A 25,356-nucleotide genomic window follows, 5' to 3' on the forward strand; every position below is an offset into this window, starting at 1 on the left:
CGCGAGATGGCTGGGGAAACGTCACCGAAAGCAGAAGGGATGGCTCTCCCGTCAAGGGTGGCTCCGCCACCCCGACCATTTGTGGCTGGCGCGACCATCTCTGGCTGGCGCGACCATCTCTGGCTTGTAGGATGAGAGAGTGTTTCTCATTCTCCTCACGCTGAATCTCCTCCCCCAGAGCAACGCAACAAGGAGTACGCCGGTCGACTTCGATGGTGAGGTGCGACCGATTCTGTCGGACAGCTGCTTTGCCTGCCACGGCCCCGACGCGGGATCGCGTGCGGCCGGGCTGCGGCTGGATACGCGGGAGGGCGCCCTCGCAGATCTCGGCGGCTACGCGGCGATCGTGCCCGGCGACGCCGAGGGTAGCGAGCTGTGGGCCCGCGTGACCTCCGAGTTCGAGTTCGAGGTGATGCCGCCGCCCGAGGCGCACAGGAAGCCGCTCGGGAACCGAGAGCGCGAAGTGCTGCGGCGCCGGATCAACGAGGGCGCCAGCTGGTCGCAGCACTGGGCGTTCGTGCCGCCGAAAAAAGCGGCGCTCCCCGAGGGCGCCGCGCACCCGATCGACGCGCTGGTCGAGCGCCGACTGATGGCCGAAGGCCTCGAGCTGGCTCCGGCAGCCAGCGCGCGGACCCTCGCGCGACGCCTCTCGATCGATCTCGTGGGCCTGCCGCCGGAAGCGGGGGCGCTGGAGGCACTGGGCGAGACGCTCGACGCCGAGGCATGGCGCGCCTACGTCGATGCGCTCCTTGACTCACCGCACCACGGCGAGCGCATGGCCATGTGGTGGCTCGACGTCGCGCGCTACGCAGACAGCGACGGCTTCCAGCAGGACGAGGTGCGCACGAACTGGCCGTGGCGCGACTGGGTCGTCAGGGGCTTCAACGCAGGGATGCCCTTCGACGAGTTCGCGACGCTTCAGCTCGCAGGTGACCTGCTGCCAGGCGCCACCGAGGAGCAGATCCTCGCCACGTGCTTCCAGCGCAACCACATGCACAACGGCGAGGGCGGGCGCGACCCGGAGGAGTCGCGCGTCGACTACGTGCGCGATCGCACCAACACCCTCGGCACCGTGTTCCTCGGCCTGACACTCGAATGCGCGCAGTGCCACGATCACAAGTTCGATCCGGTCAGCCAGCGCGACTACTACCGCCTCTCGGCGTTCTTCGATTCCATCGACGAGTCCGGCCACGCGGGTGGAGGCGCGGGCCCCTTCCAGAAGCTCACGGCGCCCGCCGCGCAGCCCCACCTCGAGCGCGCCAGGCGCGAACTCGCGGACGCTGACGAGCGGCTGGCAGCGGTCCGGCTGGAGCACGCGGGCCGGTTCGAGGCGTGGCTCGACGCTCAGACCGCACGCGTCCAGGAGGGCTACCAGGCGTGGAGACCGCTCTCGCCCGATGGGCTCCGAAGCGCCGAGGGCAGCCAGCTGGTGGCTCACCGAGACGGCCATGTCCTCTGCGCTTCCATGGGCATGGACCAAGAGGACTACTTCCTCGAAGTCCATGAGACCCCCACCGACCGCGTCACCGGCCTGCGGCTGGAGATCCCGAGGGTGCACGGCGCGCCCGGGGCCGGGTTCTCCTTCACGGAAGACGGTGAGTTCATCGTGACCGGCGTGAAGCTGCGCGTGCGCAAGCGAGGCGCTGCGACGCTGCGTGAAGTCGAGCTGGCATCCGTCACGGCGAACGTCGAGGGCAAGGGCAGCGACGCTCAGAACGGTCCGGTCTCCGGCCTGCTCGGCGACGATCCGAGGCAAGGGTGGACCACCGCGGGAAAGGAGGTCGATGCGACCGCCACAGCGGTGCTCGCGCTGCGAGATCCGCTGCGCCTCGCCCTGGATGAGTCCCTGGTGGTCGAAGTCCTCCAGCGTTCGACCGTTCCCAAGGCGCACGTGCGCGCGCTGCGCATCAGCGTCGCGGACGAGCCCGGGCAGGCGGTGCAGCGAGTCGGCGCCACGCCCCTCGAAAAGCTGTCGTCGCGCGCGCAGAGCGCTGGGGCTGAGTCCCTCTTGGATCGGGAGCTACGCGAGGAACTCCTCCTCCAGTACCTCGAGGACGTCCCCGCCTGGCAAACGGCTCGCCGGGAGCGCGACCGCTACGCCGCGCAGCTCCGGGACGCCGAGACGTCCGCCCGAGAGCTGGCCGTCACGGTGCTGCGAGAGCGCGGGGAGCCGCGCGTCACGTCCGTCCTCCTGCGCGGCGTCTGGGACAAGAAGGGAGAGCCCGTAGCCCGCGGTTTTCCCGGCGAGGTCTTCCCGGGCGATGCGGTGCCAGAGAGCCCATCGCGCCTCGACCTCGCTCGCTGGATCACGTCGCGCGAGAACCCCCTGACCGCGCGCGTCATCGTCAATCAGATCTGGCAGCAGATCTTCGGCCGCGGTTTGGTCTCCACGCCGAGCGACTTCGGCGTGCAGGGCGCACGCCCGCGCTACCCCGAGCTGCTCGACTGGCTCGCCGTGGACTTCATGGAGAGCGGCTGGAACGTCCGACACCTCCTGCGCACGATCGTCACCAGCCGCGTGTACGCACAGGCGAGCGAAGGGAGTCCCGACCTCATGGACCGCGATTCCCACGGCGACCTGCTCGCGCGCGGGCCGCGCTATCGTCTGTCGAGCTGGATGATCCGTGACGCGGCGCTGGCCGTGTCCGGTCTGCTCGTCGACGACGTCGGCGGGCCGCCGATGTATCCGCACCAGCCTCCCGGCGTATGGGAAGACGTTTTCAACGGCCGCTTTCGCTACCACCCAACGCTCCGCCAGGCCCGCCTGCGAAGGACGCTTTACGCGTTCTGGCGACGCAACGCGCCGCCGACCTACCTGTTTGACGCGGCGGATCGCAGGACATGCTCGGTGGATACGCGCCGCACGAACACGCCGCTGCAGGCGCTCACTCTGCTCAATGATCGCACGTATGCGGAGGCCTCCGCGGCCCTCGCAGCCGCAGCGCTGACAGCCGTGCCCGGGGATCCGCAGGCTCAGATCGCGGAGATCGCAGCTCGCGTTCTCCAGCGCTCGCTGGACGCAGACGAGGAAGAGATCCTCATGACGCTGCGCAGTGAGGCCATGCGCCAGCTCGAGGACGAGGCCGCCGCGCTGGCGCTCCTTGCGAGCACGCTCCTCAACACCGACGAGGCCCTTTCCCATGAGTAGCGGTACCCATCTCACGCGGCGCAAGTTCCTCGAACACGGAGCCATGGCGCTCGGAGCGGTGGCGCTCGACGTGATGCTCGCGCGCGAGACCCGCGCGTCCCTGGCCCAGCGTGAGGAGTTCCCGCACTTCACGCCCAAGGCCAAGCGCGTCATCTTCTTGACGCAGTCTGGCGGCCCTTCCCAGCTGGAGCTATTCGATCCCAAGCCCGGGCTCACCAGGCTCGAGGGCACGCCTCTGCCTCCGTCCGTGCGCGGCGGCCAGCGAGTGACCGGCATGACGGCCGGCCAGCCCCAGCTCGTGCTCCCCGCAAGGCCGAGCTTCGCGCCGCGGGGCGAGTGCGGCATGGAGCTCTCCGAGTGGATCCCCCGCCTCGGCGGCATCGCAGACGACCTGTGCCTCGTCCGCTCGATGACGACGGACGAAATCAATCACGCCCCGGCGATGACCAAGTTCCTCACCGGGCATCAGCTGCCGGGGCGGCCCAGCCTGGGCGCCTGGGCGAGCTATGGGCTTGGCTCGGAGAATCGAGATCTGCCGGACTACATGGCGCTCCTCTCGCGCCTCAAGCGTGGCAGCGACCAGCCCCTCTACGATCATTACTGGGGCAGCGGCTTCCTGCCCTCGATCCACCAGGGAGTCAAGCTGCGCGCGGCGGCCGAGCCGGTGCTGTACCTCAAGGACGCACCCGGCATGACGCGCAGCCTGCGGCGCGCTCAGCTCGACGGCCTCGCCGAACTGAACCGCAGGCGGCACGCAGCGACCCATGACCCGGAGACGCTGACCCGGATCGAGCAGTACGAAATGGCGTACCGCATGCAGGCCAGCGTGCCCGAGCTGACCGATCTCTCCAACGAGACCGAGAGCACGTTCGAGAGGTACGGCCCGGACTCACGGCGGCCTGGCACCTACGCCTCCAACTGCATCCTCGCGCGCCGCATGATCGAGCGCGGCGTGCGCTTCGTGCAGCTGTTCCATCCCGACTGGGATCACCACTCCCGTCTCACGAGCTGGTGCACTCAGCGCTGCCGCGACACCGATCAACCGAGCGCCGCGCTCATCACCGACCTCAAAGAGCGCGGCCTGCTCGAAGACACGCTGGTCATCTGGGGAGGCGAGTTCGGCCGCAGCGTCGCGGGCCAAGGAGACTGGGCGAGTCCCGAAGCCGGCCGCGACCACCACCCGCGCTGCTTCAGCGTGCTGCTGGCAGGTGCTGGCATCCAGGGCGGAACGGTCTACGGCTCGACGGACGAGTTCAGCTTCAACGTTGCCGAGAACCCCGTCCACGTACGCGACCTCCACGCGACCATCCTCCATCTCCTCGGGATCGAGCACGAACGCTTCACGTTCCGAAGCCAAGGCCTGGACATGCGCCTCACCGGCGTGGAGAAGGCGCGCGTGGTGACCGAAATCCTCAGCTGAGACGTTGGCCCGCAGAATGCGGTTTCGCGAGTGCCGTCAGGAATCGCGCACGCATGGCGCGCCGGCCCCCCCATGGTTGGATGCCATTGGGGTTTGGCACAACGCCACGAGCGCGGATCCTGGCGGTGCTCGCGGAATCGCATTCTGTGGCGCAGACTCCTAGGAGTCTGCGCCACAGAATGCGGTTTCGCGAGTGCTGCCAGGATTCGCGCCCGCAAGGCGCGTCGGACCCCCCATGGTTGGATGCCATTGGGGTTCGGCGCAACGCCGCGGGCGTGAATCCTGGCTGTGCTCGCGGAATCGCATTCTGTGGCGCAGACTCCTAGATGCTATGGGGCAGGCCTTTCCAGGACGCCGCGCGAAAGCGAAAGTGTCCTGCACGGCAGCTTTGACCGCCCCGGTAGTGGACCGGAGCGGAAGAGAGGCTGCCTGAACCAGCCAGCGCCCCGAGTTTTGACGGCGAAGGGCAACTGGCGAGCACGGAGCTACTCATGGCCCAGGCAGCCGTTCAAAATACTACTGCAACCCCCGTCCTCTACGTCGCCCTCGAGCTGAGCAAAGATACTTGGAAGCTCGGCATCACCCTCGACAGAGTGTCCAAAGCGAAGATCCGCGACGTTCGCGCCAGGGACCTCGATGGGCTTCTCGCGGAGATCGAAGCGGCCAAGAAGCACTTCAATCTTCCAGAGAACACTCTGGTCAAGAGCTGCTACGAAGCGGGTCGCGACGGCTTCTGGATCCACCGATTCCTGCTCGCCCACGGCATCGAGAACGTCATCATCGATCCCGCGAGCATTGAGGTCGATAGGCGGAGTCGGAAGGTCAAGACCGACAGGGTGGACGCCCAGAAGATGGCGCAACTTCTCGCTCGACATGGCGATGGAGAGCGCGTTCTCCGCGTCGTACGAGTCCCTCCGCTCGAGTCAGTCGATGAGCGGATCTTGCCCCGGGACCTCAAGGCCCTCAAAAAGCGACGAGAGCAGGCCGCCAACAAGATCCAAGCGAGCCTGTTCGAGCACGGAGTAGACCTCAATCCCCGCCTGGGCAGCTTTAAGGACAAGGACTTCCTCACCGCGCTCAAGGCCGCCCGACAGTGGGATGGCAAACGACTCCCACCTGAGTGCTTGCGAAGCGTCAAGCGAAGCTGGCAGCTGTACTCCCTTCTCACCAAGCAGATCAAAGAGCTCGAGCAGCGGCAGCGCCAGGTCCTTCGCGAGGCACGCGCCGAGCCAGAGAAGGCCACCTCTGCAGCCCGCAAGGCCGCCATCCTCAGTCAGCTCCGTGGGGTGGGCGACATTGGAAGCTACGTGCTGACCACGGAGTTCTTCGGCTGGAGAGACTTTGACAACCGAAGTCAGGTGGGCGCACTCGCCGGTTTGACGGGCACACCGTTCCAGAGTGGCAACATGGGACGAGACCAAGGCATTTCGAAGAGCGGCAATCCGCGCGTTCGGACGCTCATGGTCGAACTCGGATGGCTATGGCTACGCTGGCAGCCTGATAGCCGGACGACGAAGTGGTACCACGAGCACGTCGGCAAGGGAGGAAGCCGCGCGAAGCGAAAAGCGATCGTCGCGGTGGCGAGGAAACTACTCGTCGAGTTCTGGCACTTCGTCGAACACGGCGTAGTCCCCACCGGTGCCGTACTCAAGACAACGAACGCGGAGGGGAGTCCCGCGTGACTCGCACCGGTGCTCCAGGAGACTCGCTTGCAGTGCGGGCGGAGGCGCTTCATCGAGGCCGCTTCGTTTGCCTAGATGAAGCAGTCGCCAGGGGCACTTTTCGAACAGGACGACGAATCGGAGGCCAACGAGAACACATAGAGCGCAGGACGCCACGAGGGAAATCAGCTCGTCATCGCCCGGCTGGGTGGGATGCTCATCGCATCCGCCGGTGGGCCACGACTTAGAAGGAGCGGTTTCTTCACTGGCTTTCGCAACGCCTTCGGGCGAACGCAGCATTAGGCCTTCGGGGCACAGACCCCGAGACGGATAGGAGCTTGTCGCGCGGCGACCCTCCCAAGCCAGCCTCTGGCGCGTCCACGCTACTACGCAAGAAAGCTATGAAGACTCCGAGCGTGCTTGCACTTTGTGCGCCGCCTTCGTGGTGGAAGAACAGACCAAAGAAAGGTAGCGCTCTGGGCGGCTGCGGCCGCCCAGCGCCCTTTGAAGGCACAGGGACTGTGACGTTCTCTAGCTCAGGTCAGACTCCGCCCGCGAAGCCGCAGGCGAGATTGCACGCGCGGGTTGGGCGGAGATGGGTATCACGCAGCAGATTCCAAAGGTCTGCCGAGATACATCCTGCCCAGGGCTGCCAACCGCCCAACGATTCAATCATCCAGGAGCAGGACGACGACCAAAATTCACTACAACGACCTTGACGAGGCCGTGCTCATAGGAGCCCGCATTATTCACGAGTTAAATCGAACGCGTCGCCGTTCCGCGTCTCTGCATCAGCGAAACGTCACTGCCACCGCCTCCGTCAGGAAGCGCCCGTTGAAGGTGGTCAGGTAGCCCTGGAAGATCCAGGTGGTGCCCGCTTGCAGGACCGCGAGTGCGGGCATGTCCAGGTCCACGCGTGCGCCGACGACTCTCACCCCCGTGACGTTCGCAGGGGTCCTTGCCGCTCGCCGTATCGCGCCGCCCAGGCAAAGCGTGCCGATCTCCGTCCCGAAGACGTTGATCAGCGGCGCCATGTCCCGCTGGTTCCCGGCCATCACGATCAGCGGCGCCGCCGAGGAAATGACGTCATCGAGCGTGACCCAAAGGCGGTTGCTACCCACGTGGTCGTCGCCCCACAGGCGCAGGCTCTGGGATTCTCCGACGATGGATTGCGCGCAAAACGGCAACCCGAGCGGCGCCGGGTGAAAGACCAGTTCGAGGTCGTAGGCGAGGCAGCGATCCACGAGGGCGTCCGGGACCGCCACCTGGAGCGTGGGACGTACGTCCGTGCCAGCGGGGATCTGCATGAGCCCACGGAGGCTCCCGTCGGGCTGCTCCGTCAGCCGGTAGCGCCAGGAGCCGCCGCAGGTACGTTCGACGTAGGCGAAAGGTACCCTCACGGGAGCACGGATCGTGATCTCGACAGCGGTCGCGCTCGCCGCCATGAGCGGCACGTCCAGCTCGTAGACGTCAGAGTCCCCGCCGAACACGGCGAGATCTGGATAGAGTCCCGCGCCAAGCACGGTGCCGAGGCCACACTCATCGGGACCTTCGAGGGCATCCTCCAGCAGTCGGCTACAGGGCTCGGAGATGAACCGAACGTCGAGGTCGTAGCCGAAGCAAGAGAATGCCTCGGGGACCTCCACCCGAAGGAGAAGGTGTCGCGGAACGGGGCCATCCTCGAGAAACGACAGCTTCACCGGTCCCCCCTGATGAGAAGACAGGTTTCTCGTCTCCAGCACCTCGCCGGTCAGCGCGTCCGAAAGCAGAACCTCGGCGCGGCTGAAGGAAGGCGCGAGATAGGCCGCCTGCACTTCGGCTTCGAGTCGCTCGCCGGGCTCGGTCCGAAGAAGGTAGTAGTCCGGATCACTCGGGCCGGCGTTCAGGCCAGCGAACATCCCAGCCGCGATCGATCGCGCCGCAGACGCCGAGTCGTTCGGCTCGAGAGGGTCTGCCTGCTGCCGGTCGCACCCGTCGGCCTCGACGTAGGGGTTCCAGAAGACCACGGCCCGGGTATCCGCTCCCGAGACGTCGCGAAGCCCCAAGCGCACCACCATCGGGGAGGCGGCGCGGATGCGGAAAGGAGCGTCCGACGCCGCTCCGCTCGCGAGGACGGCTCCACACGAGTCATCACGGATCTCGTAACGAAGGTCCGCCGGTCCGCTCCCGAGATCGAGCTGGCCGAGGCCCAACACGAAGAGTGATTCCCCCGCCTGGAGCGAAGTCCGAACCCAGAATTCGACGGCGCCTCCCGGATTGCCGCTCCCTTCCACCGTGGGGCTCCCCGGCACAGCGGACGCCAGCGGCACGGCCGTGGCGCACGAATCCTGAACGAGCGAGCGAGCGGCCGCGAACGAGGGAGCGAACGCGGCCATGACGGCCAGGGAGCTTGCGAGCTTCATGTGGGACCCTATTGCAAAGAGTGTACCGTGCGGGAAGTACGCGGCAGGCGGACCCCACGATAGCAGGAGCGTGCGATTGGCGCACGCTGGACCGAGACGAACCCGATCACTGCTACGCTCGCCGACATGGTCCTCTTTCCCGCCCCACCTCGCCCGGGCGACCTGATCGCAGTCACGGAGCCGTCATCAGGCGTGCCGTCCCCCATGTACGCCCGTCTCGACCTCGCACTGGAACATCTGCGGACCCAGGGGGTTCACGTCGTCGAAGGCGCGTGCCTGCGGGACCAGCGCGATTGTACCAGCGCCATCGTGACCTCCGCGCTCACGCGGGAACCCATCGCGGGGGTCACCGTCCAGATGGAGGCGGTCAGCGGAATCGAGACATTGGTGACCAACTCCAGTGGCTACGCGATCTTCGACTCGCTGAACATCACCGCTACCCTCCAGGGTTCGGAGCTCGCCGACAGCCTCGACGTGACGGCATTCCCGGCGCAGGAGATGGCGGTCATTGCGATCGACGAGGCTGGTTTCTTGCCGGTGAGCGTGACGCGTCCGCTCGCCGTGGGTACGAAGTCCACGCTGGTTTCGGTCATGCCGGTCTCCCGCACGATCAGTACGGGGCTGATCTCGGCGGCGGGAGGCGGTCGATTCGTGGTTCCCGGAGTGGGCCAATCGCTCGTCCCTCCGGGAACTCTGCTCCAGGACGTCAGCATCGAGTTCATTCCGATGGGGCGGAGCGAGTTCGCTGGTAGTCCCACCGGCGGCGAGGTCTGCGTTCCCGGCGGCGAGATCTCTTAGATCGAGCCGGAGCTGCTCACCACGGGAGCGCAGACCACGAGCCTGAGCCAACGTTGCTCAGGCTCTCAGGACCAGGGGCTCAGTCGTCGAACTCCAGGGAAAGCTCGTCCGCCGCGCCGGACGTCCCGGAGAACGGATCCCACTTGGCGTCCACGAAGACTCCCTCCGAGAGGGCGGCGAAGAAGGCTGACTGGGAGATCACCGCATCGTTCTCATCGCGATGGATGGTCGATCCGTCGCTGCGGATGCCGGTTCCGAGGATCTCGAAATCGAAGGACCCGCCGATGGTGACGGAGGTCACGGGGCCGCGGAGGCGGGCATCCGACTGGGGGTCGTCGCGCTCGAAGCGGCTCGCCACCGGCGTCGTTCCGTCGAGGAATCCGCGGATCTGGACGAGATCGCCCACGTTGAGGTCGGCCAGCGTGAACGGATCCACGTTCGCGCTGCTGTCGTCCTCGAGCTCGGTGCTGGACCGGATCTGCCACTGGACACCGAGGACCGTCACGGTGGAGGCGCCGACGTCGAAGGACTCCACTTCCCACTCGGTGCGGATCGCACCGGAGGACTGGATCTCGCAGGAGTCTGCCCTCAGGACGCCATCGCCAGCGATCGAGCCCTTGATCTGCACCTTGACGTTGTTCGCGAGGCTCGCGGCGCTGCCGCTGATGAAGTTCGTTCCCGAGTCGGTGCGCACGGGGAAGTTGAGGACGCGGAAGTCTCCGGGGCCGGCGAAGTTCGTGATGTAGCCCTCGAGTTCGAGGCGCGCACCTGACTGGCCGCTGGGGCCATTCGCAGGCTCGACCTTGTTGGCCACAAAGCTCGAGGGAGCGCTGAAGCCGGCCGGGTCCGTCTTGGCCTCGACTCGGTCGCCGTTGTTCACGACGCCCCCGGGGAGGTCGCTCGTGTCAGCACTGCTGTAGTTGACGCTTAGCCCGCCGATGTTGAAGGTGGTCGAGGTAGCGTTCGTGGCCGTACCCACCACCTTGTATTCGGGGAGCAGACTCTTGGCCTCGAGGTAGGTCGCGACCACCGAACCATCGGCGGTCCTGGGTCCGCTGACCTCCAGCAGGTTGCCAGTGCTGATAGACCCGAGCGACGTGCCGTCGTAAACCGTCTGCGCGTTGACGCGAACGGTCTGGCCGAGCACCACGAGCGTTCCGAGCCCCAGCGTCGGGTCGGTCACGGTCACGGAGGTCACCGGGCCCTTGATCTCTGAACGGTAGGTGACCGACGAGGCAACGCGGGAACCGAAGTCGCCGCTCAGCTCGATGACCTGGCCCACGCGGAACTCGGACTGGCTGGAGGCCACGCCGTCCTTCGTGAAGGTCGCCGAGGAACTCTCGAAGCGAACACCGTTCACGATGACGCTCCCGAATCCGTCGATCGGTCCAATGGAGAAGCCGGTGGGCTGGCCGCCGCTTCCACTGATGCCGCCGCTACAGGCAGCGATCAAGAGGAGAAGGATGGAGGAAAATAGTTGTTTGATCGTCATATCTGGAAGGTGGTTCGCCGGTTATCCCTGATCCGAAGAAGGGTCGGCGGGCTCCCCTAATTCAGTGGTCGTTGTGGTTGGATCTTCGTTCGAGCGTTCGTTCACGATCTGGAACGCCCCAAGCCCCAGCTCGACTCGGCTCCTACCGGTCGAAGGCTGTTCCCCGCGGTCGCGCTCGGAGAGCCAGCGATCCAGGTCCTCGAGCAGCGCTTGGGCGCGCGCGCCGGAGTAGCGCAGAAACTCCTCTGCGCAATCGGCGGGCAGGTTGTCGTACATCACCTTGCTCTGGTACCGGCGCCTTTGGGGGTCGGAGCGAAGGTTGTGATCGATGGTCTCGATGAGCTCCGCTGTGTCGGTGCCGAGGATCCGCAGGATCTCGACGGGGTCCTTGCCGGGAACGTAGCCGCGCGACGTCATCCGCAGCTTGCCGTCCTCTTTCTCGAGGGCTCCAGCTGCCAGGAGTTCGTCGGCGATGGAGCCGGGCTTCATGTCGCCGCTGTGGCGCTTACACAGATCCGCAAAGCTTCCTTCACCGGACAGCTCCAGGGGGCGGGGGTGGCCGTTCTCGTCGTGGAACTCCGGGTCCCGCAGCCACGCTCCCAGCACGCTCGCCGCGCGGTTGCGACGCTCTTCGGGGAGAGGCATGCCTGAGCCCTGCTCCTTGAGGAGCCTTGACACTTCCTTGCGATGCAGGCCGGTCAAGACCGAGATCCGGGCCTGGGTCGGGGCCTTCCCCTCGAGCCCGAACTCCTCATGGGCCACGCCCACGAAGGAGCGCCGGATCACCTCGGTGACCGCGTTGCAGGCGACACCGTTCCGCAGGAGGACGCGAACGAGCGGCCTCAAGATTCGGGCCGTCGCCGAGAGGAGGGCGTCCTGCGTGGCTGAGCGTGCTTCGTTCGACATGCAGGCAGTATGCCCAGTCGCGGCCGCTTGGGGGAATTATTTCCCCCAAATTCAGAAGAGCGCCTCAGATCGGGGCGCAGCCCCCGTTGAGACTCTCCTGCGGCAGATATCCCCTCTTCACCATCCAGTGGTCCGGCGGTCAGAGCTCCGCCGCCCCGACCCTCACTCAGCGCGCCGGTACTCCTCGCCAAGGATGCGCCTCCATCGCTTCGCCCGCTGAATCCATGAACTCACCGCGATGATTCCCCGGCGCCAGGCGGGACTTCTAGGATGGGAAAGTGGGAGCTCGCGTCCCGCTGGCACTCCGCTGGACCCATCCATTGCTGCCCTCCATCATCCTGCTGCTCGTTTTCCTCTTCGTCGGAGGAGGTCTGCTCGCGCTCCATGTGCTCGAGCGATTGAAAGGTCTGGACCGCCAGATCGATGCGCTGAGAAGGAAGCTCGAACGGCTAGAGGATCAGCCCCGCGTCGAGCGGCTGCACGACGCGGCTCCCAGCGAGATCACGGCGGTCGCTCTCGTTTCTGAGCCCACACGCGATCATGTCGAAGAGCTCGAGGGCCAACTCGTCGACGAGCCGGTAGAGGTCGTCCAGGGAACCTCGGCGGCGCCCATACGGCCGGTAGCCCCGACTCGACAGGCGGCCCCCACTGCGACCACCGCGACCGCCGGGATCGACTGGGAGCGCTGGATCGGTATTCGCGGCGCCGCCGTCGTCGGCAGCATCGCGCTCGTGCTCGCCGGGCTCTTCTTCGTCCAGGTCGCGATCGAGCGCGGATGGCTCGGACCGGCGGCGCGCGACCTCCTGGCTTTCGGCGTCGGCGCGCTCGCGCTCCTCGCCCACGGGCCGCTACGCGTGCGCAAGCTCGTCGTACTGGCCGACTCGGTCGCGGGCGCTGGCACGGTGCTCATGTACGGGGGTGCGTGGGCGGCAGCTCGGCTCCACGGTCTCGTCTCTCCGCCCCTTGCGCTCGTCGTGATGGCGGCCACCACCGGCGCGGCGCTACTGCTCTCCTTTCGAAGGAACGCGCCGATCCTCGCCTCGTTCGCCCTGATCGGCGGCTTCGCAACGCCGGTGCTCCTCGGCACGCTCGACCGGAGTTCGACGGCCACGCTGTTCGGGTACGTGCTGATCCTCGACCTCGCGCTTCTCGCCCTGAGCAGGGTCCGGGGCTGGGTCGCCGTCGTGCCAGCCGCCCTGGTCGGAACGGTCGCGCTTCAGATCCTCTGGTCCGAGAAGAACGCCGCTGACCCCGCATCGCTCTGGACGATCGCCCTGATCGTTGCTTCGTCTGCCGTGCTCTTCACGCTGGCGATCGTGGGCCAGGGGCCCTCCCCCGGCAAGCGAAGCGAACGGGATGAACTCGACGCCTGGAGCCTGGTGATCGCACTCGGTGCTCCGTTCGTCCTGCTGGCACGCCAGTTCGTCGTTCACCTGCCTCCAGGAACGTCCGTCTGGACGATTGCGGCCCTCGCAGGCGTGCTGATCTGCGCGGCGGCGACCGCCACCCTGCGCTTCCGAACGGCCCTCTACTTCGTGGGCTGCGCGCTTGCCTCGGCGGTCCTCCTTGGCCTGTTCCAGTCGGTCATGGGCACCCAACTCGCCACCCCGGGCGTTGGCTGGAGCGGGAATCCGGACTTCGACCGCTGGGCCATATGCACCCTCTTGCTGGCGATCCTTCTCAGCGCCTTGGCCCTTCGGATCGAGCGCAAGGAACTCGTCCAGGGAGGAAAGAGGTCCTGGGCCGCCGCAGGTCCCTACGCATTCGCGCTCCTGTCGGCGTTCCCGATAGCGCTGATCGCGAAAGAAGGCCAGGAGACGGCGGATGGCGCCTTCATCGGGCTCATCGGGCTTCTGGTCCTGATGGGTTGCCACGCGGCTCGCTTCGCAGGTGGAGGCCATCTGCCCGGCGCGATCCTTGGCCTCCTGTCCGGGTGCACCGTCGCGATGTACCAGCAACCGCGGTTCGGCTTCCAGGGCTTCGCAGACCCGTGGTTCTGGTCGCTCCCCGCCTTCGGTCTCGCCTGCTTCGGTTTCTCCCACCTCCTTCGCTCGGTGCGCGATGGCCGCTTCGCCGCCTCACTCTCGGCCGTCGCCGCGTTCGTCGCACTGCCTGCGCTGGTGGATGCCATCGATCGCGTGGGCCACGCACCCGTCACCGGGCTCCTGCTTGCCAGAGCCTCCGTGGGAGTGATCGCCCTGGCGGTCGCCTGGCCGATCCTTGAGGAAGAGCACAGCTTTGCGCCGCGCCTTCGGCACCTCGTACTCATCCTGGGCGCAATCGGCGTCGCGGTACTCCTCGCCGACCTCATCGAGAAGACGGAAGACCCGTGGAGATATGCCTACCTGAGGCCCACGCATCCGTCGGTTTCCCTCGGAGCCCTCGCCGCGGTGCTCAGCGCACTCCCCTTCGCTGCCGCCGTTCGCGCGCGCCGCGCGTTTCGAGCCAGCGCTGCCCTGACCCGGCGGCAGGCCATCGGCGTTCGATCGATCAGCTGGATCACCGCGCTCCCGCTGCTCTACCTTCTTCGGGCACCTGGCCCGCTCGGAGCCATGCTCTGGGCGAGCAGCTACGGGGACCCGGTCACCGCGGACGCCTTCCTCGACGGGCCGCTGCGCCAGGCGCTCCTCGTCGGCGGCGCGTTGGTGGCCGTACTCGTTGGCGCTCTCCATGATCGCGTCGATCGGCGTTCTGCCCTCGGGCCGCTGGCCGTGGCCGCGATCCTCGCGTCGGCGGTGCTGGCGCGCGAGCTTTCCTTCCAGGCCACCATCGCGACGACGGCGCTCGCGGCAGGCAGCATCGCGCTCCTCGCGCGCCGCGCGGCCCTCGGCTCCCTGGTCCAGATGGCGAGCGTCCTCGTGCTCATCTCAGCCGTCGGGCTCCTGTTCCTGACCTTCGTGGCCGGGCGCTTCCTCGCGACGGCCGCCCTGCTCCCGCTGCAGCTGACGATCGACTTCGGGTTCGTGCTCGCGGGGGCATGGGCCTCGAGCGTCGCCCTGGGCCGCCTTCGATCCGACGAGATAGCGCTCGTCGAGCCCACCGATTCCATCGCTGCCCTGCAGTACGCCACCGGCGCCGGGATCCTCGCCCTGCTCTTCGGATGGATGAACGCCGCAGTCCTGAACCACTTCGCCGCCCCGGGCGAGGCGATACGCCTCGTGAACGAGCGCCTGCAGGCCCGCGATCTGAGCCTCTCGATCTCCTGGGGCGTCTTCGCGAGCGGACTCCTCGCCTGGGGCATGGTCCGGCGCTCGGCGGCCATTCGCTGGACGAGCCTGTGCCTGTTCATCGCCTTCATCCTCAAGGTCTTCCTCTACGACCTGGGCGCGCTGACGGGCCTCTCGCGGGTGGCCAGCTTCCTCGGCCTCGCGGTCGCCCTCCTGGGCGTCTCGCTGCTTTACGCCAGGGTGCTCGGGACGGAAGAGGCCAAGGTCGATAACCTGCTCGATCATGACGCCGCCTGATCGCACCGAAACGAACCCCACCCATGTGTCTGGCTACCAGGCTCGCTACCAGGACTGGCGAGGCCGCGTCGAAGCGGAGCTCGGTCCCGGACGGGACTTCGAACGTTCGCTCGTGACGAAGACCCTGGAGGGCCTCGGGATCGCGCCGCTCTACGTCGCCGATGCGAGCCGGCCTGCGCCATCGTTCGAGATCGGTTCCGGCGGCTGGACGATCGCCACCGAGATCGCCCACCCCTCGGCGAAGCACGCCAACGCGGACCTGCTCGGCGACCTGACCGAGGGCGCCACCGGCCTGTGCATCCGGCTCGGAAGCGCCGCGAAGGGACTCGGCGACCAGGCGCAGCGCGGGAGTTCCGGAGTGGACATCGAAGACCTCGGCGCGCTCGATCGCCTGCTCGACGGGGTCTACCTGGACGCGATTCCGATCGCCTTCGAATCGAACGCCAACGCGCTTCCCCTGGCCGCGACCTTCGCCGCCCTCTGCCAGGAGCGCGGCGTCGACCTGGAGGACACGCGCGTGGAATTCGGCATGGACCCGATCGGCGCCCTCGCCCGGGACGGTGCCCTTCCAGGTGACATGGAAGACGCGCGGCGGGAGCTCTGTCAGCTCGCAGGGTACAGCCGCATCAAGCTGAACCACGGCCGCTCGATCGCGATCGATGCGAGCGTCTGGCATCGCGCGGGCGGGCACGCCGCGCAGGAACTCGGGTTCGCGCTCGCGACGTTCGTCCAGTACCTGCGCTGGCTGGAGGACGATGGCCTCGCGCCGGCCCAGGCGCACGTCGAGTTCGTCTGGCGCTTCGACGTCGGGCGAGACGTGTTCACGGAGATCGCGAAGCTGCGGGCGGCGCGTGAGCTTTGCGCACGCGTCCTGGGAGCCATGGGCATCGAGGAGTGCGCGCCGATGAAGCTGTCGGTCACCACTTCCCCGCGGGGACTGGCCAAGCGCGATCCCTGGACGAACATGCTCCGCACGTCGCTCGGCGTCTTTGCCGGAGCCACCGGCGGCGCCGACATGATCACCGCGCTCCCCTTCGACACGGCGCTGGGCCTTCCGTCGCCGCTGGGCCGGCGCAACGCGCGGAACACCCAGCTGGTCCTCGCGCACGAGTCGCGCCTCGAACACGTGGGCGATCCAGCGCGCGGCGCTTACTACGTGGAAGAGCGCACGAACGGACTCTGCGAGGCCGCCTGGAGCGTCTTCCTGGCCGTCGAAGAAGAGGGCGGCATGGTCAAGGCGCTGGACTCCGACTGGGTGGCGGGCGAGCTCGATCGGTCACGGGCCGATCTTCACGAAGCCATCGCCCATCGACGCTGGCCCCTCGTCGGGGTGTCCGAGTACCCGGGTGCTTCGTTGGAACTCGATCCTGACCGAGAGGCCGCGGAAGGTGGGGCCATCGAAGCCGCACGAGCGGCGACGGCCACGCGCCTGGCCGCCCGCGGAACGGTCTCGATCGGGGCGATCGACGATTTCCCCCACGCTCGTGAAGCGGCGCGCCAGGGAGCCACGATCGAGGAGATCGGCGATGCGCTCGTCCGCGGCGCACGGCAGACCATGCGGGCCGTTCCCGGGTTCCGGGAGGCCAGCGTCTTCGAACGGCTGGTGGAGGCTGCCGAGGCGCTGCCCGAGCCGCCGCGGGTCTTCCTAGCCTGCCTTGGGCCGCTCGCGCGGCACACGGCCCGCGCGGGGTTCGCGACCCAGCTGCTGCTGGCCGGAGGCTTCGAGGTCGTCCAGAGCGAGCCGGACCTGACACCGGCGCAGCTCGGCGCCGCGGCCAAGGCAGCCGGAGCGACGCTGGTTTGCCTGGCGGGTAGCGACGACGACTACGGGTCCGACATCGCCCTCGAGGCGCTTGCCTCGCTGCGCGATCATGGAGCTCGGGAGGTCTGGATCGCTGCCCCACCGGAACGCGCGGCGAAGCCGCTCGAAGAGGCCGGGCTCGACGGCCACATTTTCATGGGCTGCGACGCAGAAGCTGCCCTCTCGAGCTTCTTGAAGAGCGCTGGCGCCGACCTCGCGGAGGTTTCCCGATGAGCACGATCCCCGACTTCACCGAGTTCAACTGGGACACGGCCGCCGCCGCGAAGTCCCTTCGGCCCGCTGCGGGCGAATCCGTCTGGTCGACCCCCGAGGGCATCGACGTGCGCTCCCACTACGGCCCCGAGGACACCGCCGATCTCGCCGAGGAGGGCGTGCTTCCGGGCTTCCCGCCCTACAAGCGCGGACCGTATTCGACGATGTACGTGCGCCGCCCCTGGACGATCCGTCAGTACGCGGGCTTCAGCACCGCCGAGGCGTCCAACGCGTTCTATCGCCGCAACCTGGCAGCGGGCCAGAAGGGCCTCTCCATCGCCTTCGACCTGGCGACGCACCGGGGCTATGACTCGGACCATCCGCGCGTCGTCGGCGATGTCGGCATGGCGGGCGTCGCCATCGATTCGATCCTCGACATGCGCGTTCTGTTCGACGGGATCCCCCTCGATCAGATGAGCGTTTCGATGACCATGAACGGCGCGGTGCTTCCGATCCTCGCCCTGTACGTGGTCGCGGCCGAGGAGCAGGGCGTTCGCCCGGAGCAGCTCGCGGGCACGATCCAGAACGACATCCTCAAGGAGTTCATGGTCCGGAACACCTATATCTATCCGCCGACGCCGTCGATCTCGATGGTGGCGGACGTGTTCCGCTACACGTCGCAGAACATGCCGCGCTTCAACTCGATCTCGATCAGCGGCTACCACATGCAGGAGGCAGGGGCGACGCTCGACCTCGAGCTTGCGTACACGCTCTCCGACGGGGTCGAGTACATCCGCAAGGGCATCGAGGCGGGGCTCGACGTGGACGCGTTCGCGCCGCGACTGTCGTTCTTCTTCGCGATCGGCATGAACCCGTTCATGGAGATCGCCAAGCTGCGCGCGGCGCGCCAGCTGTGGGCCAAGCTCGTGGCGCAGTTCGAGCCGAAGAACCCGAAGTCCCTGGCACTGCGCACGCACTGCCAGACGTCGGGCTGGAGCCTCGCGGCCCAGGACGTCTACAACAACGTGACTCGCACGGCGATCGAGGCCTTCGCGGCGACCGCCGGCGGCACCCAGAGCCTGCACACGAACTCGCTGGACGAGGCCCTCGCGCTCCCGACCGACTTCTCGGCCCGCATCGCGAGGAACACGCAGATCCTGCTCAGTGAGGAGAGCGGCATCACGCGCACGGTGGATCCGTTCGGCGGCTCGTACTACGTGGAGCGCCTGTCGGCGGACCTCGTCGCGCGCGCCGAGGCGCACATCCAGGAGGTCGAGGAGCTCGGCGGTATGACGCGGGCGATCGAGGAAGGCCTGCCGAAGCTGCGCATCGAGGAGGCGGCCGCTCGCGCCCAGGCCCGCATCGATTCCGGCATTCAGCCGATCGTCGGCGTGAACTGCTTCGCGCCGAAGCACGCCGAGAAGATTCCGGTGCTGAGCGTCGACAACGAATCGGTGCGCAACAGCCAGCTCGCGCGCCTCGCGGAGCTCAAGCGCGACCGCGACCCGGCGGCGGTCGCAGCCGCGCTCGACGCGCTTCGCGCGGCGGCCCACAAGGTCGAGCGCGGTGAGGCTCGAACCGACGACGAAAACCTCCTGGCGCTCTCGATCGAGGCCGCGCGCGCCCGCGCGACGGTCGGCGAGATCTCCCAGGCCATGGAGGACGCCTTCGGCCGCCACCAGGCCGTCATCCGCACCATCTCGGGCGTGTACCAGTCAGAAATGAAGGCAGGCAACGAAGGCATCGATCGCGCGCGCAAGCTCTCGGGCGAGTTCCAGGAGGAGCACGGGCGCCGCCCGCGGATCCTCGTCGCGAAGATGGGCCAGGACGGCCACGATCGCGGCCAGAAGGTGATCGCGACGGCGTTCGCCGACCTGGGCTGGGACGTGGATATCGGCTCGCTCTTCCAGACGCCCGCGGAGACGGCGCGGCAGGCCGTCGAGAACGACGTGCACGTCGTGGGCGTCTCGTCCCTGGCGGCGGGGCACCTGACGCTGGTGCCGGCCCTGAAGAAGGAGCTGGCTGCCCTCGATCGTCCTGACATCCTCGTGGTCGTGGGCGGCGTGGTGCCACCGGACGACGTCCCCAAGCTCATCGCGATGGGCGCCGCTGCGGTTTTTGGCCCCGGTACCGTGATCACGGACGCTGCCCGGGAACTGATCGACAAGCTGCGATAGCGGTCGGGTATTCTTCCGCCCATGGAAACCTTCGATGCCATCCACGGGCGCCGCTCGATCAAGCAATACGACCCGAACCACCGCATGCCCGAGGAGGATCTGAAGAAGCTCCTCGAAGCGGCGATGCAGAGCCCGACCAGCTTCAACATCCAGCACTGGCGCTTCGTCGTCATCAAGGACCCGGAGCTTCGGAAGGAGATCCGCGCCAACGGCAACGATCAGGCGCAGATGACCGATGCCTCGATCCTCATCGTCATGACGGGCGATATGAAGGCATGGGAGAAGGAACCGGCGCGGTACTGGCGCGACGCTCCCAAGGAAGTGGCCGAACTGCTCGTCAACTGGATGGGTCCGTTCCACGAAGGGCGCGAGCAGCTTCAGCGCGACGAGGCCCAGCGCTCGATCGGGATGGCCATGCAGACCCTGATGCTGGCGGCCAAGGCCATGGGCTACGACTCGTGCCCGATGATCGGTTTCGACCACGAGAAGGTGGCGGAGCTGATCCGCCTGCCGAAGGACCACGTCATGGGTCCCATGGTCGCCATCGGCAAGGGGACCAAAGAGGCCTGGCCGAAGCCCGGCCAGCTCTCGATGGACGAAGTCGTCATCACGGATCGATTCTGATCGGCGTCGGGCGGTCGCGGGTCCTGGTCGCGATCCCTGACGTCAGGACGCCAGGGAGTCCAGGGCTGACTCTGTCGCGAGATCGACGCAGAGCGTGGCCGTGAACGTCCCCGGCGCCTGCGCGCCCTCTGCGAGGGTCTCGCCGCCGCGGATCTGGACGTCCAGATCGAAACCGCAGGCCTCGCCGAGCGCGTCCACCAGCGCGAGGCCCAGCCCTGTGTTTCCGGACTGCCTCACGTTCAGCTCTCGCGACCAGAAGGGCTCGCGCACGAATGGGCCGTCGGCTTCGCTGAGACCGAACTGCTGATTCTTCACCTGCACCTGGACTCGGCCCGCGACGGCCTCTACCGAGCATTCGACCTCGGTTCCCTCGACGGCGTGCTCGACTGCGTTCCGAATGAGGTTGTCCAGCGCAAGTCCGAGCATGTGCGAAGGCGCCAACACCTGGAGCGCGCGATCGCCCGAGACGCGGACAGCGATTCGTCGATCGCGCGCGACGGAGGCAAGGCCCGCCACGCAGCTATCCAGCACCTGAAACGGATCGACGATGCAGAGGCGCTCGCGGGCGCCACCAGAGCGCGCACGCCAGATCCGAAGGATGGCATGCACGACGGTCTCCATCTCCTCGGCGATGGCTCGGGAGGTGCGCACGGCGTCTTCCAACGCACTGCGGCTGTTGCTCTTCATCAGCGCGACGTCCGCCGCGGCACGCAGCTCGGCGATCGGCGTCCTGAGTTCGTGAGCGATGTTCCCGCCGAGCCTCTTCTCCCGCTGGAAGGCCTCGTCCACGCGCTCCAGCAAACGGAGAAGAGCATCCTTCACCGGCTTCATCTCCCTGGGCACCTCGGCCCAGGAAAGCTCGAGGGCCTCCTCCGACGTCGAGGCTGTCTCCAGGTCTTTGGCGAGGCTCAGCATGGGTTTCAGGCCAAGATCCACGCCCATGAACAGAAGCAGCGCGCTGACCAGGATGAGCGCGACGTCGAGCGTCGCCAGGCCGATACCCAGTTTATTCAGCTGCGCGTCGAGCGGCGCGCGATCGATGGCCGTGACGATCGTGGCGTTCGCGCGCGGTGCCGACTTCCCCTCCGCGTTCACCGACGCGTACTCGTGGATGGGGAACGTGATGCCGACGGCACGCCCGGATACGCCGTGGGGTAGCTCCAGGTCCCAGGCATCCGGTGCCATGACGGTCCCTCCTCGCCTCGGAAGGTCGATCAGTCCGCCTCCGTCGACGGCGCCCTGGCTCCGAAGCGAGAGAGACCTCTCCAGAACGCCCGAGCCTGCGACCCAGACCTCGAAGTAGGCAGGGGATGCACCTGGCAGGTACTGCGGCATGAGTTCGTCCGAGAATTCGAGCTCCAGGTCCGGACCGGCCTGACTCAAGAGCGTCCCGATCGCCCGAACGTCAGTGGCCAGATGCTCATCGAAACCGTCCCGAATGATCTTGCTGCCGAAGTGCCAGATCACCGCGTTCATCACCACCAGGATGGCTGCCTGACCGAGAACCAGCCAGACGAGCAGTCGACTCCTGACCGACCTCATCCCTTCTCCGCTTCCAGCTCCGACGTGTGCAGCTGGAGCTTGTAACCCACGCCTCGGATCGTCTGGATGAGACTCGGTTCGCCGTCGGCGTCGAGCTTGCGACGGAGCAAGCAAATGGCCGAGTCGACGGCGTTGCTGGAGGGCAGGTCCTTCGTGCGATAGACGTGGTCTTCGATCTCCTCTCGCGTCACGGCCTCGCCGCGTCGCGCCACGAGGTACTCCAAGATTCTCATGTCGCGCGCCTTGAGCGGAATGTCCTCACCGTCCCGTTCCAGACGGCGGCCGGCCGGAAAGAACACCGCCGTACCGATGGGCACGGACAGACCGATGCTGCCGTAGCTCCTCCTGGCGAGCGACTGGCAGCGGGCGACGAGTTCCTCCATGGCGAAGGGTTTCGCCACGTAGTCGTGGGCCCCTGCGTCGAAGCCCCGAACGAAGTCCTCCACCTCGTCGCGCGCGGTCAGGATGAGCACCGGCGTCTCGACTCCCCTCTCGCGGAGCCTGGAGAGAACCTCCAGTCCGTCCATCCCGGGAAGCCCCAGATCGAGGACGATCACATCGAGAGGGTTGTTGGCGGCCAGCACCAGCCCCTCGGGTCCGGTGGCAGCGACGTCCACGGCGAAGCCCGCCATGCCCAGTCCGGTGGCGAGGGAGGCGCGCAGACGCGCGGAATCTTCTACGACAAGCAGTCTCATGGCTCCTTCGAGGTTAACCGAGAGGGTCTCGACGGGAGGGTGAGGAATGGACCATTCGACGCGGATCCGCGCCCCGATGAAGCGGGGAAACGGCTGCGTCATCTTCGGATAATCACGGCCATCGCGCTCCTCCTGATAGTGCGCTGAGGGGCCACGCCTCCACGAATCGCGCACCCCATGAAAGCGCCCTGTATCCGGCCCTGACCGATCGAACGGATAGGACTCCGCAGCCGCCACATCTCTGCCTCTCGCAACGACGAGAAGCTCGACGGCATTTCTTTGCCCGGACGCCGCAACCATAGGGCGCAACGGACCCCTCCACTCCCCATGAGTCACGCGAACGTCTGGTGGTGGGGCAGCCTGCTCGCCGCCCTGGGATCTGCCTCTTGCTACACGGCGTCGATGCCTGGCCGCGAGGAGGTCGTCGAGCAGCTTTCGTCGGAGCTGGCCACCGAGCCCGCGTGGGCGCCAGCTTCCGCCGCGGGCGAAGCTTCCGACGCCTTCGGCGAGCGCACCGGGGTCCTCTGGAGCGACGGCCTGAGTGAGCTGGAAGCGATGGACGCAGCGCTCGGCGACCATCCGGAATGGATGGCCACCCTCCTCCAGCTCGACGTCGGCCGAATGGACCTCCTGCAGGCCGGGAAGATTCACAACCCCCTGGTACAGCTCCTGCTTCCCGTGGGCTCCAAGCAGTTCGAGGGAACGATGTTCACCGCCATGAGCGACATCTGGCTGCGAAGGGATCGTCTGGAGGCCGCCGAGCTCGACGGCCGCGTTCTCGCGGAGCGAATCATGAGCACGGGCCTTCAGCGCGTGACGGACGCGCGATTGGCATTCCATCGCGCACGATTCGCCCACGAACGGTCCATGCTGCTGGCCGAGCGCGCTCAGGTCGAGAACGAGCGCCTCGCGCTCATCCAACGAGCCATCGACCTCGGCGAACTCGGAGGAGTGGAACTCGCCACGGCACGCATCGAGACTGCCAGCGTCGACGCCCTGCGGGTTCAGGCCGAGAACGACGCGACGATCCAGTGGAACGTACTCCTCGCGTTCGTCGGAGAGACGCCGGGCACCCGGGAGCCCGCGTTCGAAGAGCCAGCCCGCCATGGAGCGAGGGCCGACGAGCTGACGGGCGACGCTCCCCCCTCCGCGGAAGACCTGGTCCGTCAGGCGCTGATCAGCCGCCACGAGGTGCGCGGTGCCACACTGGAAGCCGCTGCTGCGGCGCGTCGGGCGGGCATCGCTCGCAAGGACTTCATGCCGATCAACCTGATCGTCGACGCGAACGATATCGGCGGAAGCGGCTTCGAGATCGGGCCCGGACTCCAGCTCCAGCTGCCCTCCTTCGACCTCGGCGACGCGCGGCACGGCCGGGCCAAAGCCGACCTGACCCTCCGGCTGGCCGTTCAACGGGCCGTCGCCTTCACCGTCCGAAGCCAGGTGCTGCAGCGCCTCGAACAGCTCCGCTCCCAGGAACGCCTGGTAGCCGCGGCCGAGCGACAGCTGGAGGGCGTCGAAGCGCGCCTCGAGATCGCCTACTCCTCCCGAAAAGCCGCAGGCGATGCGAACGAGCTCGACGGCCTGATGTTCCAGCGCGAGGTCCTCGCGGCTCAAGACCAGGTCCTCGCTGCGAGGCTCGCGAGGGCCACCGCCATCGTCGATCTGGAGAGCGCTCTGGGCTTTCGAATCGAGAGTCCGACCCGGCCATGAATCCCATGAAGTCCCCATCGAAGTCCTCCAGACCCTCCATCCTCCTCGTTCTGGCCGCCGGCACTTTCGGCTGCCATGGCGGCGCGGAGGACGCGGCCCAGGCCGCCCCCCACGGCGCCAGCCCGACGAAGGAACCCGCGGCCACGGTCATCCCCCACGAGTGGGAGGCCTCGCTCGTCCGTCTGGCACCCGACGTGCAGGCGAGCCTCAATGTTCAGGTCGTCCCCGCGCGCGCCGAGGCCATGCAGAAGGCGGTGCGCCGCCCCGCTATCGTCGTACTGCGGCCCGATCGTCGCGCCGCGGTCGCTGCCCCGGTCACCGGTTCCATCGAGCCGAGCGCCGCGGGGTTCCCTGCGCTCGGGGACGAGATCGAGCGGGACCAGGTGCTCTTTCTCGTTTCGCCGCAGCTGTCGGTGGAACGTGATCTGTTGACCGGTCCCCAGGCCCTCGACGTCGATCTGAAGGAACTCGACCTGCGCTTGCGTTTGGAGGAAGCGAACGGTCTGCGCGAAACCGCCAGAACCGCGCTGGTCGCCGCGGACCGCGAACTCGACCGCGCGCGCGCTCTGGTCGAGGCGAACATTGTCGGCAGCCGCCGCCTCGACGACGCCCGGACGATCCGCGACCTCGCGGCGGTCGACGTCGAGACCGCAGAGCGCCGGGTCGGCCAGCTCGAGGCCGAGGAAGCACGCCCAACCACGAGCGTCGACGCCGCCGAGCCCATGGAAGTCCGCGCTCCGATCGCAGGTCGCCTCGACGGCCTCACGGTGCGGCCCGGACAGGTCGTACCGGCGGGCCAGGAGGTCCTGGCGATCGTCGACGATACCCACCCCTGGCTGATGGTCCAGCTCTACGCCTCCGAGCCGTCGAGCGTGGACCTCTCCGCCGACGTCGCCGTCTACGGTGGCGTGGCAAGTGATGAGCCGTCGATCGGAAGCGCGACTCCTCTGGTGACTCCTTCCCCGCTGGCTCCTCCGGTCGGCATGGTCTCGCGGCTCTATCGACTCGACGCGGACGGGACACCGCGCGCTCCAGGTGAACGCCTGTTCGTGGACCTTCCCACGAAAGCGGCGCAGAACGCCACGGTCATCCCCTGGTCCTCCTTGATCTTCGATGCCCACGGCGGGATCTGGGTCTACGAAGAAAAAGGCCCGCACGAGTTCCGACGCCGCGCGATCCGGTTCCTCGAACGCAATGGCGATCTTGCGTGGGTCAGCGAAGAACTCGGAGCCGGAACGCCCGTGGTGGCGACCGGCGCCTACGAGCTCTTCGCCATCGAGTTCGGCGGGGGGGGCCACTGACC

Annotated in this window: 15 protein-coding genes; 10 read left to right on the forward strand and 5 right to left on the reverse strand. The window is 67.4% G+C overall.

Annotated features, from left to right (window positions below):
- Nucleotides 1-139 precede the first annotated feature (139 nt).
- The 3 genes from Poly30_RS25210 (at nucleotide 140) to Poly30_RS25220 (ending at nucleotide 6,250) form a co-directional block, all read left to right on the forward strand.
- A complete protein-coding gene (locus Poly30_RS25210) occupies nucleotides 140-3,148 on the forward strand; it encodes a PSD1 and planctomycete cytochrome C domain-containing protein (RefSeq protein WP_145204249.1) in 3,009 nt (1,002 codons plus the stop codon).
- Nucleotides 3,141-4,568, forward strand: coding sequence for a DUF1501 domain-containing protein (locus Poly30_RS25215; RefSeq protein ID WP_145204252.1), 1,428 nt, complete (start codon nucleotides 3,141-3,143; stop codon nucleotides 4,566-4,568). The genes Poly30_RS25210 and Poly30_RS25215 overlap by 8 nt, the downstream gene beginning before the upstream one ends.
- Nucleotides 4,569-5,059: 491 nt before the next feature.
- Nucleotides 5,060-6,250, forward strand: a complete 1,191-nt coding sequence (locus tag Poly30_RS25220) for an IS110 family RNA-guided transposase (RefSeq protein WP_145204255.1) — start codon at nucleotides 5,060-5,062, stop codon at nucleotides 6,248-6,250.
- 770 nt (nucleotides 6,251-7,020) lie between these two features.
- Here the strand turns inward: Poly30_RS25220 and Poly30_RS25225 are convergent.
- Nucleotides 7,021-8,631, reverse strand: coding sequence for a hypothetical protein (locus tag Poly30_RS25225; RefSeq protein ID WP_145204259.1), 1,611 nt, complete (start codon nucleotides 8,629-8,631; stop codon nucleotides 7,021-7,023).
- A gap of 126 nt (nucleotides 8,632-8,757) precedes the next feature.
- Between Poly30_RS25225 and Poly30_RS25230 the strand changes: the two genes are divergently transcribed.
- Nucleotides 8,758-9,429, forward strand: a complete 672-nt coding sequence (locus Poly30_RS25230) for a hypothetical protein (protein WP_145204262.1) — start codon at nucleotides 8,758-8,760, stop codon at nucleotides 9,427-9,429.
- Nucleotides 9,430-9,508: 79 nt separating this feature from the next.
- Here Poly30_RS25230 and Poly30_RS25235 read toward each other — a convergent pair whose 3' ends face one another.
- Complete coding sequence (locus Poly30_RS25235; protein WP_145204265.1) at nucleotides 9,509-10,921, reverse strand: DUF5666 domain-containing protein; 1,413 nt, start codon at nucleotides 10,919-10,921, stop codon at nucleotides 9,509-9,511.
- A 21-nt stretch (nucleotides 10,922-10,942) separates the two neighbouring features.
- Entirely contained in the window at nucleotides 10,943-11,827 is an 885-nt protein-coding gene (locus Poly30_RS25240) for a DUF6502 family protein (protein ID WP_145204268.1), read from the reverse strand.
- A gap of 278 nt (nucleotides 11,828-12,105) precedes the next feature.
- On the opposite strand from Poly30_RS25240, the gene Poly30_RS25245 reads away from it, so the two are divergent.
- From Poly30_RS25245 to Poly30_RS25260, 4 genes are read left to right on the forward strand one after another with little or no spacing between them, the layout of a single operon-like run.
- The gene (locus tag Poly30_RS25245) at nucleotides 12,106-15,291 is read left to right on the forward strand and encodes a DUF2339 domain-containing protein (RefSeq protein ID WP_145204271.1); all 3,186 of its coding nucleotides are present in this window, start codon (nucleotides 12,106-12,108) and stop codon (nucleotides 15,289-15,291) included.
- Nucleotides 15,278-17,326, forward strand: a complete 2,049-nt coding sequence (locus tag Poly30_RS25250) for a methylmalonyl-CoA mutase family protein (protein ID WP_145204274.1) — start codon at nucleotides 15,278-15,280, stop codon at nucleotides 17,324-17,326. The genes Poly30_RS25245 and Poly30_RS25250 overlap by 14 nt, the downstream gene beginning before the upstream one ends.
- Complete coding sequence (scpA, locus tag Poly30_RS25255; RefSeq protein ID WP_145204276.1) at nucleotides 17,323-19,482, forward strand: methylmalonyl-CoA mutase; 2,160 nt, start codon at nucleotides 17,323-17,325, stop codon at nucleotides 19,480-19,482. Before Poly30_RS25250 ends, scpA begins: the two co-directional genes overlap by 4 nt.
- A 21-nt stretch (nucleotides 19,483-19,503) precedes the next feature.
- The gene (locus Poly30_RS25260; RefSeq protein WP_145204279.1) at nucleotides 19,504-20,106 is read left to right on the forward strand and encodes a nitroreductase family protein; all 603 of its coding nucleotides are present in this window, start codon (nucleotides 19,504-19,506) and stop codon (nucleotides 20,104-20,106) included.
- Nucleotides 20,107-20,148: 42 nt separating this feature from the next.
- On the opposite strand, the gene Poly30_RS25265 is transcribed toward Poly30_RS25260, so the two are convergent.
- Entirely contained in the window at nucleotides 20,149-21,648 is a 1,500-nt protein-coding gene (locus Poly30_RS25265; protein ID WP_145204283.1) for a sensor histidine kinase, read from the reverse strand.
- Nucleotides 21,645-22,343 (reverse strand): response regulator transcription factor, encoded by a 699-nt coding sequence (locus Poly30_RS28920; protein ID WP_419190655.1) that lies wholly within the window; start codon nucleotides 22,341-22,343, stop codon nucleotides 21,645-21,647. The genes Poly30_RS25265 and Poly30_RS28920 overlap by 4 nt, the downstream gene beginning before the upstream one ends.
- Before the next feature lie 327 nt (nucleotides 22,344-22,670).
- Between Poly30_RS28920 and Poly30_RS25275 the strand changes: the two genes are divergently transcribed.
- Together Poly30_RS25275 and Poly30_RS25280 are read left to right on the forward strand one after the other, a co-directional pair.
- Nucleotides 22,671-24,053: a TolC family protein gene (locus Poly30_RS25275; RefSeq protein WP_145204286.1), complete on the forward strand. Its 1,383-nt coding sequence runs from the start codon at nucleotides 22,671-22,673 to the stop codon at nucleotides 24,051-24,053.
- Nucleotides 24,054-24,058: 5 nt separating this feature from the next.
- A complete protein-coding gene (locus Poly30_RS25280; RefSeq protein WP_419190656.1) occupies nucleotides 24,059-25,354 on the forward strand; it encodes an efflux RND transporter periplasmic adaptor subunit in 1,296 nt (431 codons plus the stop codon).
- Nucleotides 25,355-25,356 lie beyond the last annotated feature (2 nt).

The organism is Saltatorellus ferox (assembly GCA_007751475.1).
Lineage (GTDB): Bacteria > Planctomycetota > UBA1135 > UBA1135.

What these genes read in the sequence shown, in the direction of transcription:
- Poly30_RS28920 (WP_419190655.1), bottom strand. Translation starts at nt 22,343, where the DNA reads ATGAGACTGCTTGTCGTAGAAGATTCCGCGCGTCTGCGCGCCTCCCTC.
- Poly30_RS25240 (WP_145204268.1), bottom strand. Translation starts at nt 11,827, where the DNA reads ATGTCGAACGAAGCACGCTCAGCCACGCAGGACGCCCTCCTCTCGGCG.
- Poly30_RS25235 (WP_145204265.1), bottom strand. Translation starts at nt 10,921, where the DNA reads ATGACGATCAAACAACTATTTTCCTCCATCCTTCTCCTCTTGATCGCT.
- Poly30_RS25215 (WP_145204252.1), top strand. Translation starts at nt 3,141, where the DNA reads ATGAGTAGCGGTACCCATCTCACGCGGCGCAAGTTCCTCGAACACGGA.
- Poly30_RS25225 (WP_145204259.1), bottom strand. Translation starts at nt 8,631, where the DNA reads ATGAAGCTCGCAAGCTCCCTGGCCGTCATGGCCGCGTTCGCTCCCTCG.
- Poly30_RS25250 (WP_145204274.1), top strand. Translation starts at nt 15,278, where the DNA reads ATGACGCCGCCTGATCGCACCGAAACGAACCCCACCCATGTGTCTGGC.
- Poly30_RS25230 (WP_145204262.1), top strand. Translation starts at nt 8,758, where the DNA reads ATGGTCCTCTTTCCCGCCCCACCTCGCCCGGGCGACCTGATCGCAGTC.
- scpA (WP_145204276.1), top strand. Translation starts at nt 17,323, where the DNA reads ATGAGCACGATCCCCGACTTCACCGAGTTCAACTGGGACACGGCCGCC.
- Poly30_RS25280 (WP_419190656.1), top strand. Translation starts at nt 24,059, where the DNA reads ATGAAGTCCCCATCGAAGTCCTCCAGACCCTCCATCCTCCTCGTTCTG.
- Poly30_RS25265 (WP_145204283.1), bottom strand. Translation starts at nt 21,648, where the DNA reads ATGAGGTCGGTCAGGAGTCGACTGCTCGTCTGGCTGGTTCTCGGTCAG.
- Poly30_RS25220 (WP_145204255.1), top strand. Translation starts at nt 5,060, where the DNA reads ATGGCCCAGGCAGCCGTTCAAAATACTACTGCAACCCCCGTCCTCTAC.
- Poly30_RS25260 (WP_145204279.1), top strand. Translation starts at nt 19,504, where the DNA reads ATGGAAACCTTCGATGCCATCCACGGGCGCCGCTCGATCAAGCAATAC.
- Poly30_RS25275 (WP_145204286.1), top strand. Translation starts at nt 22,671, where the DNA reads ATGAGTCACGCGAACGTCTGGTGGTGGGGCAGCCTGCTCGCCGCCCTG.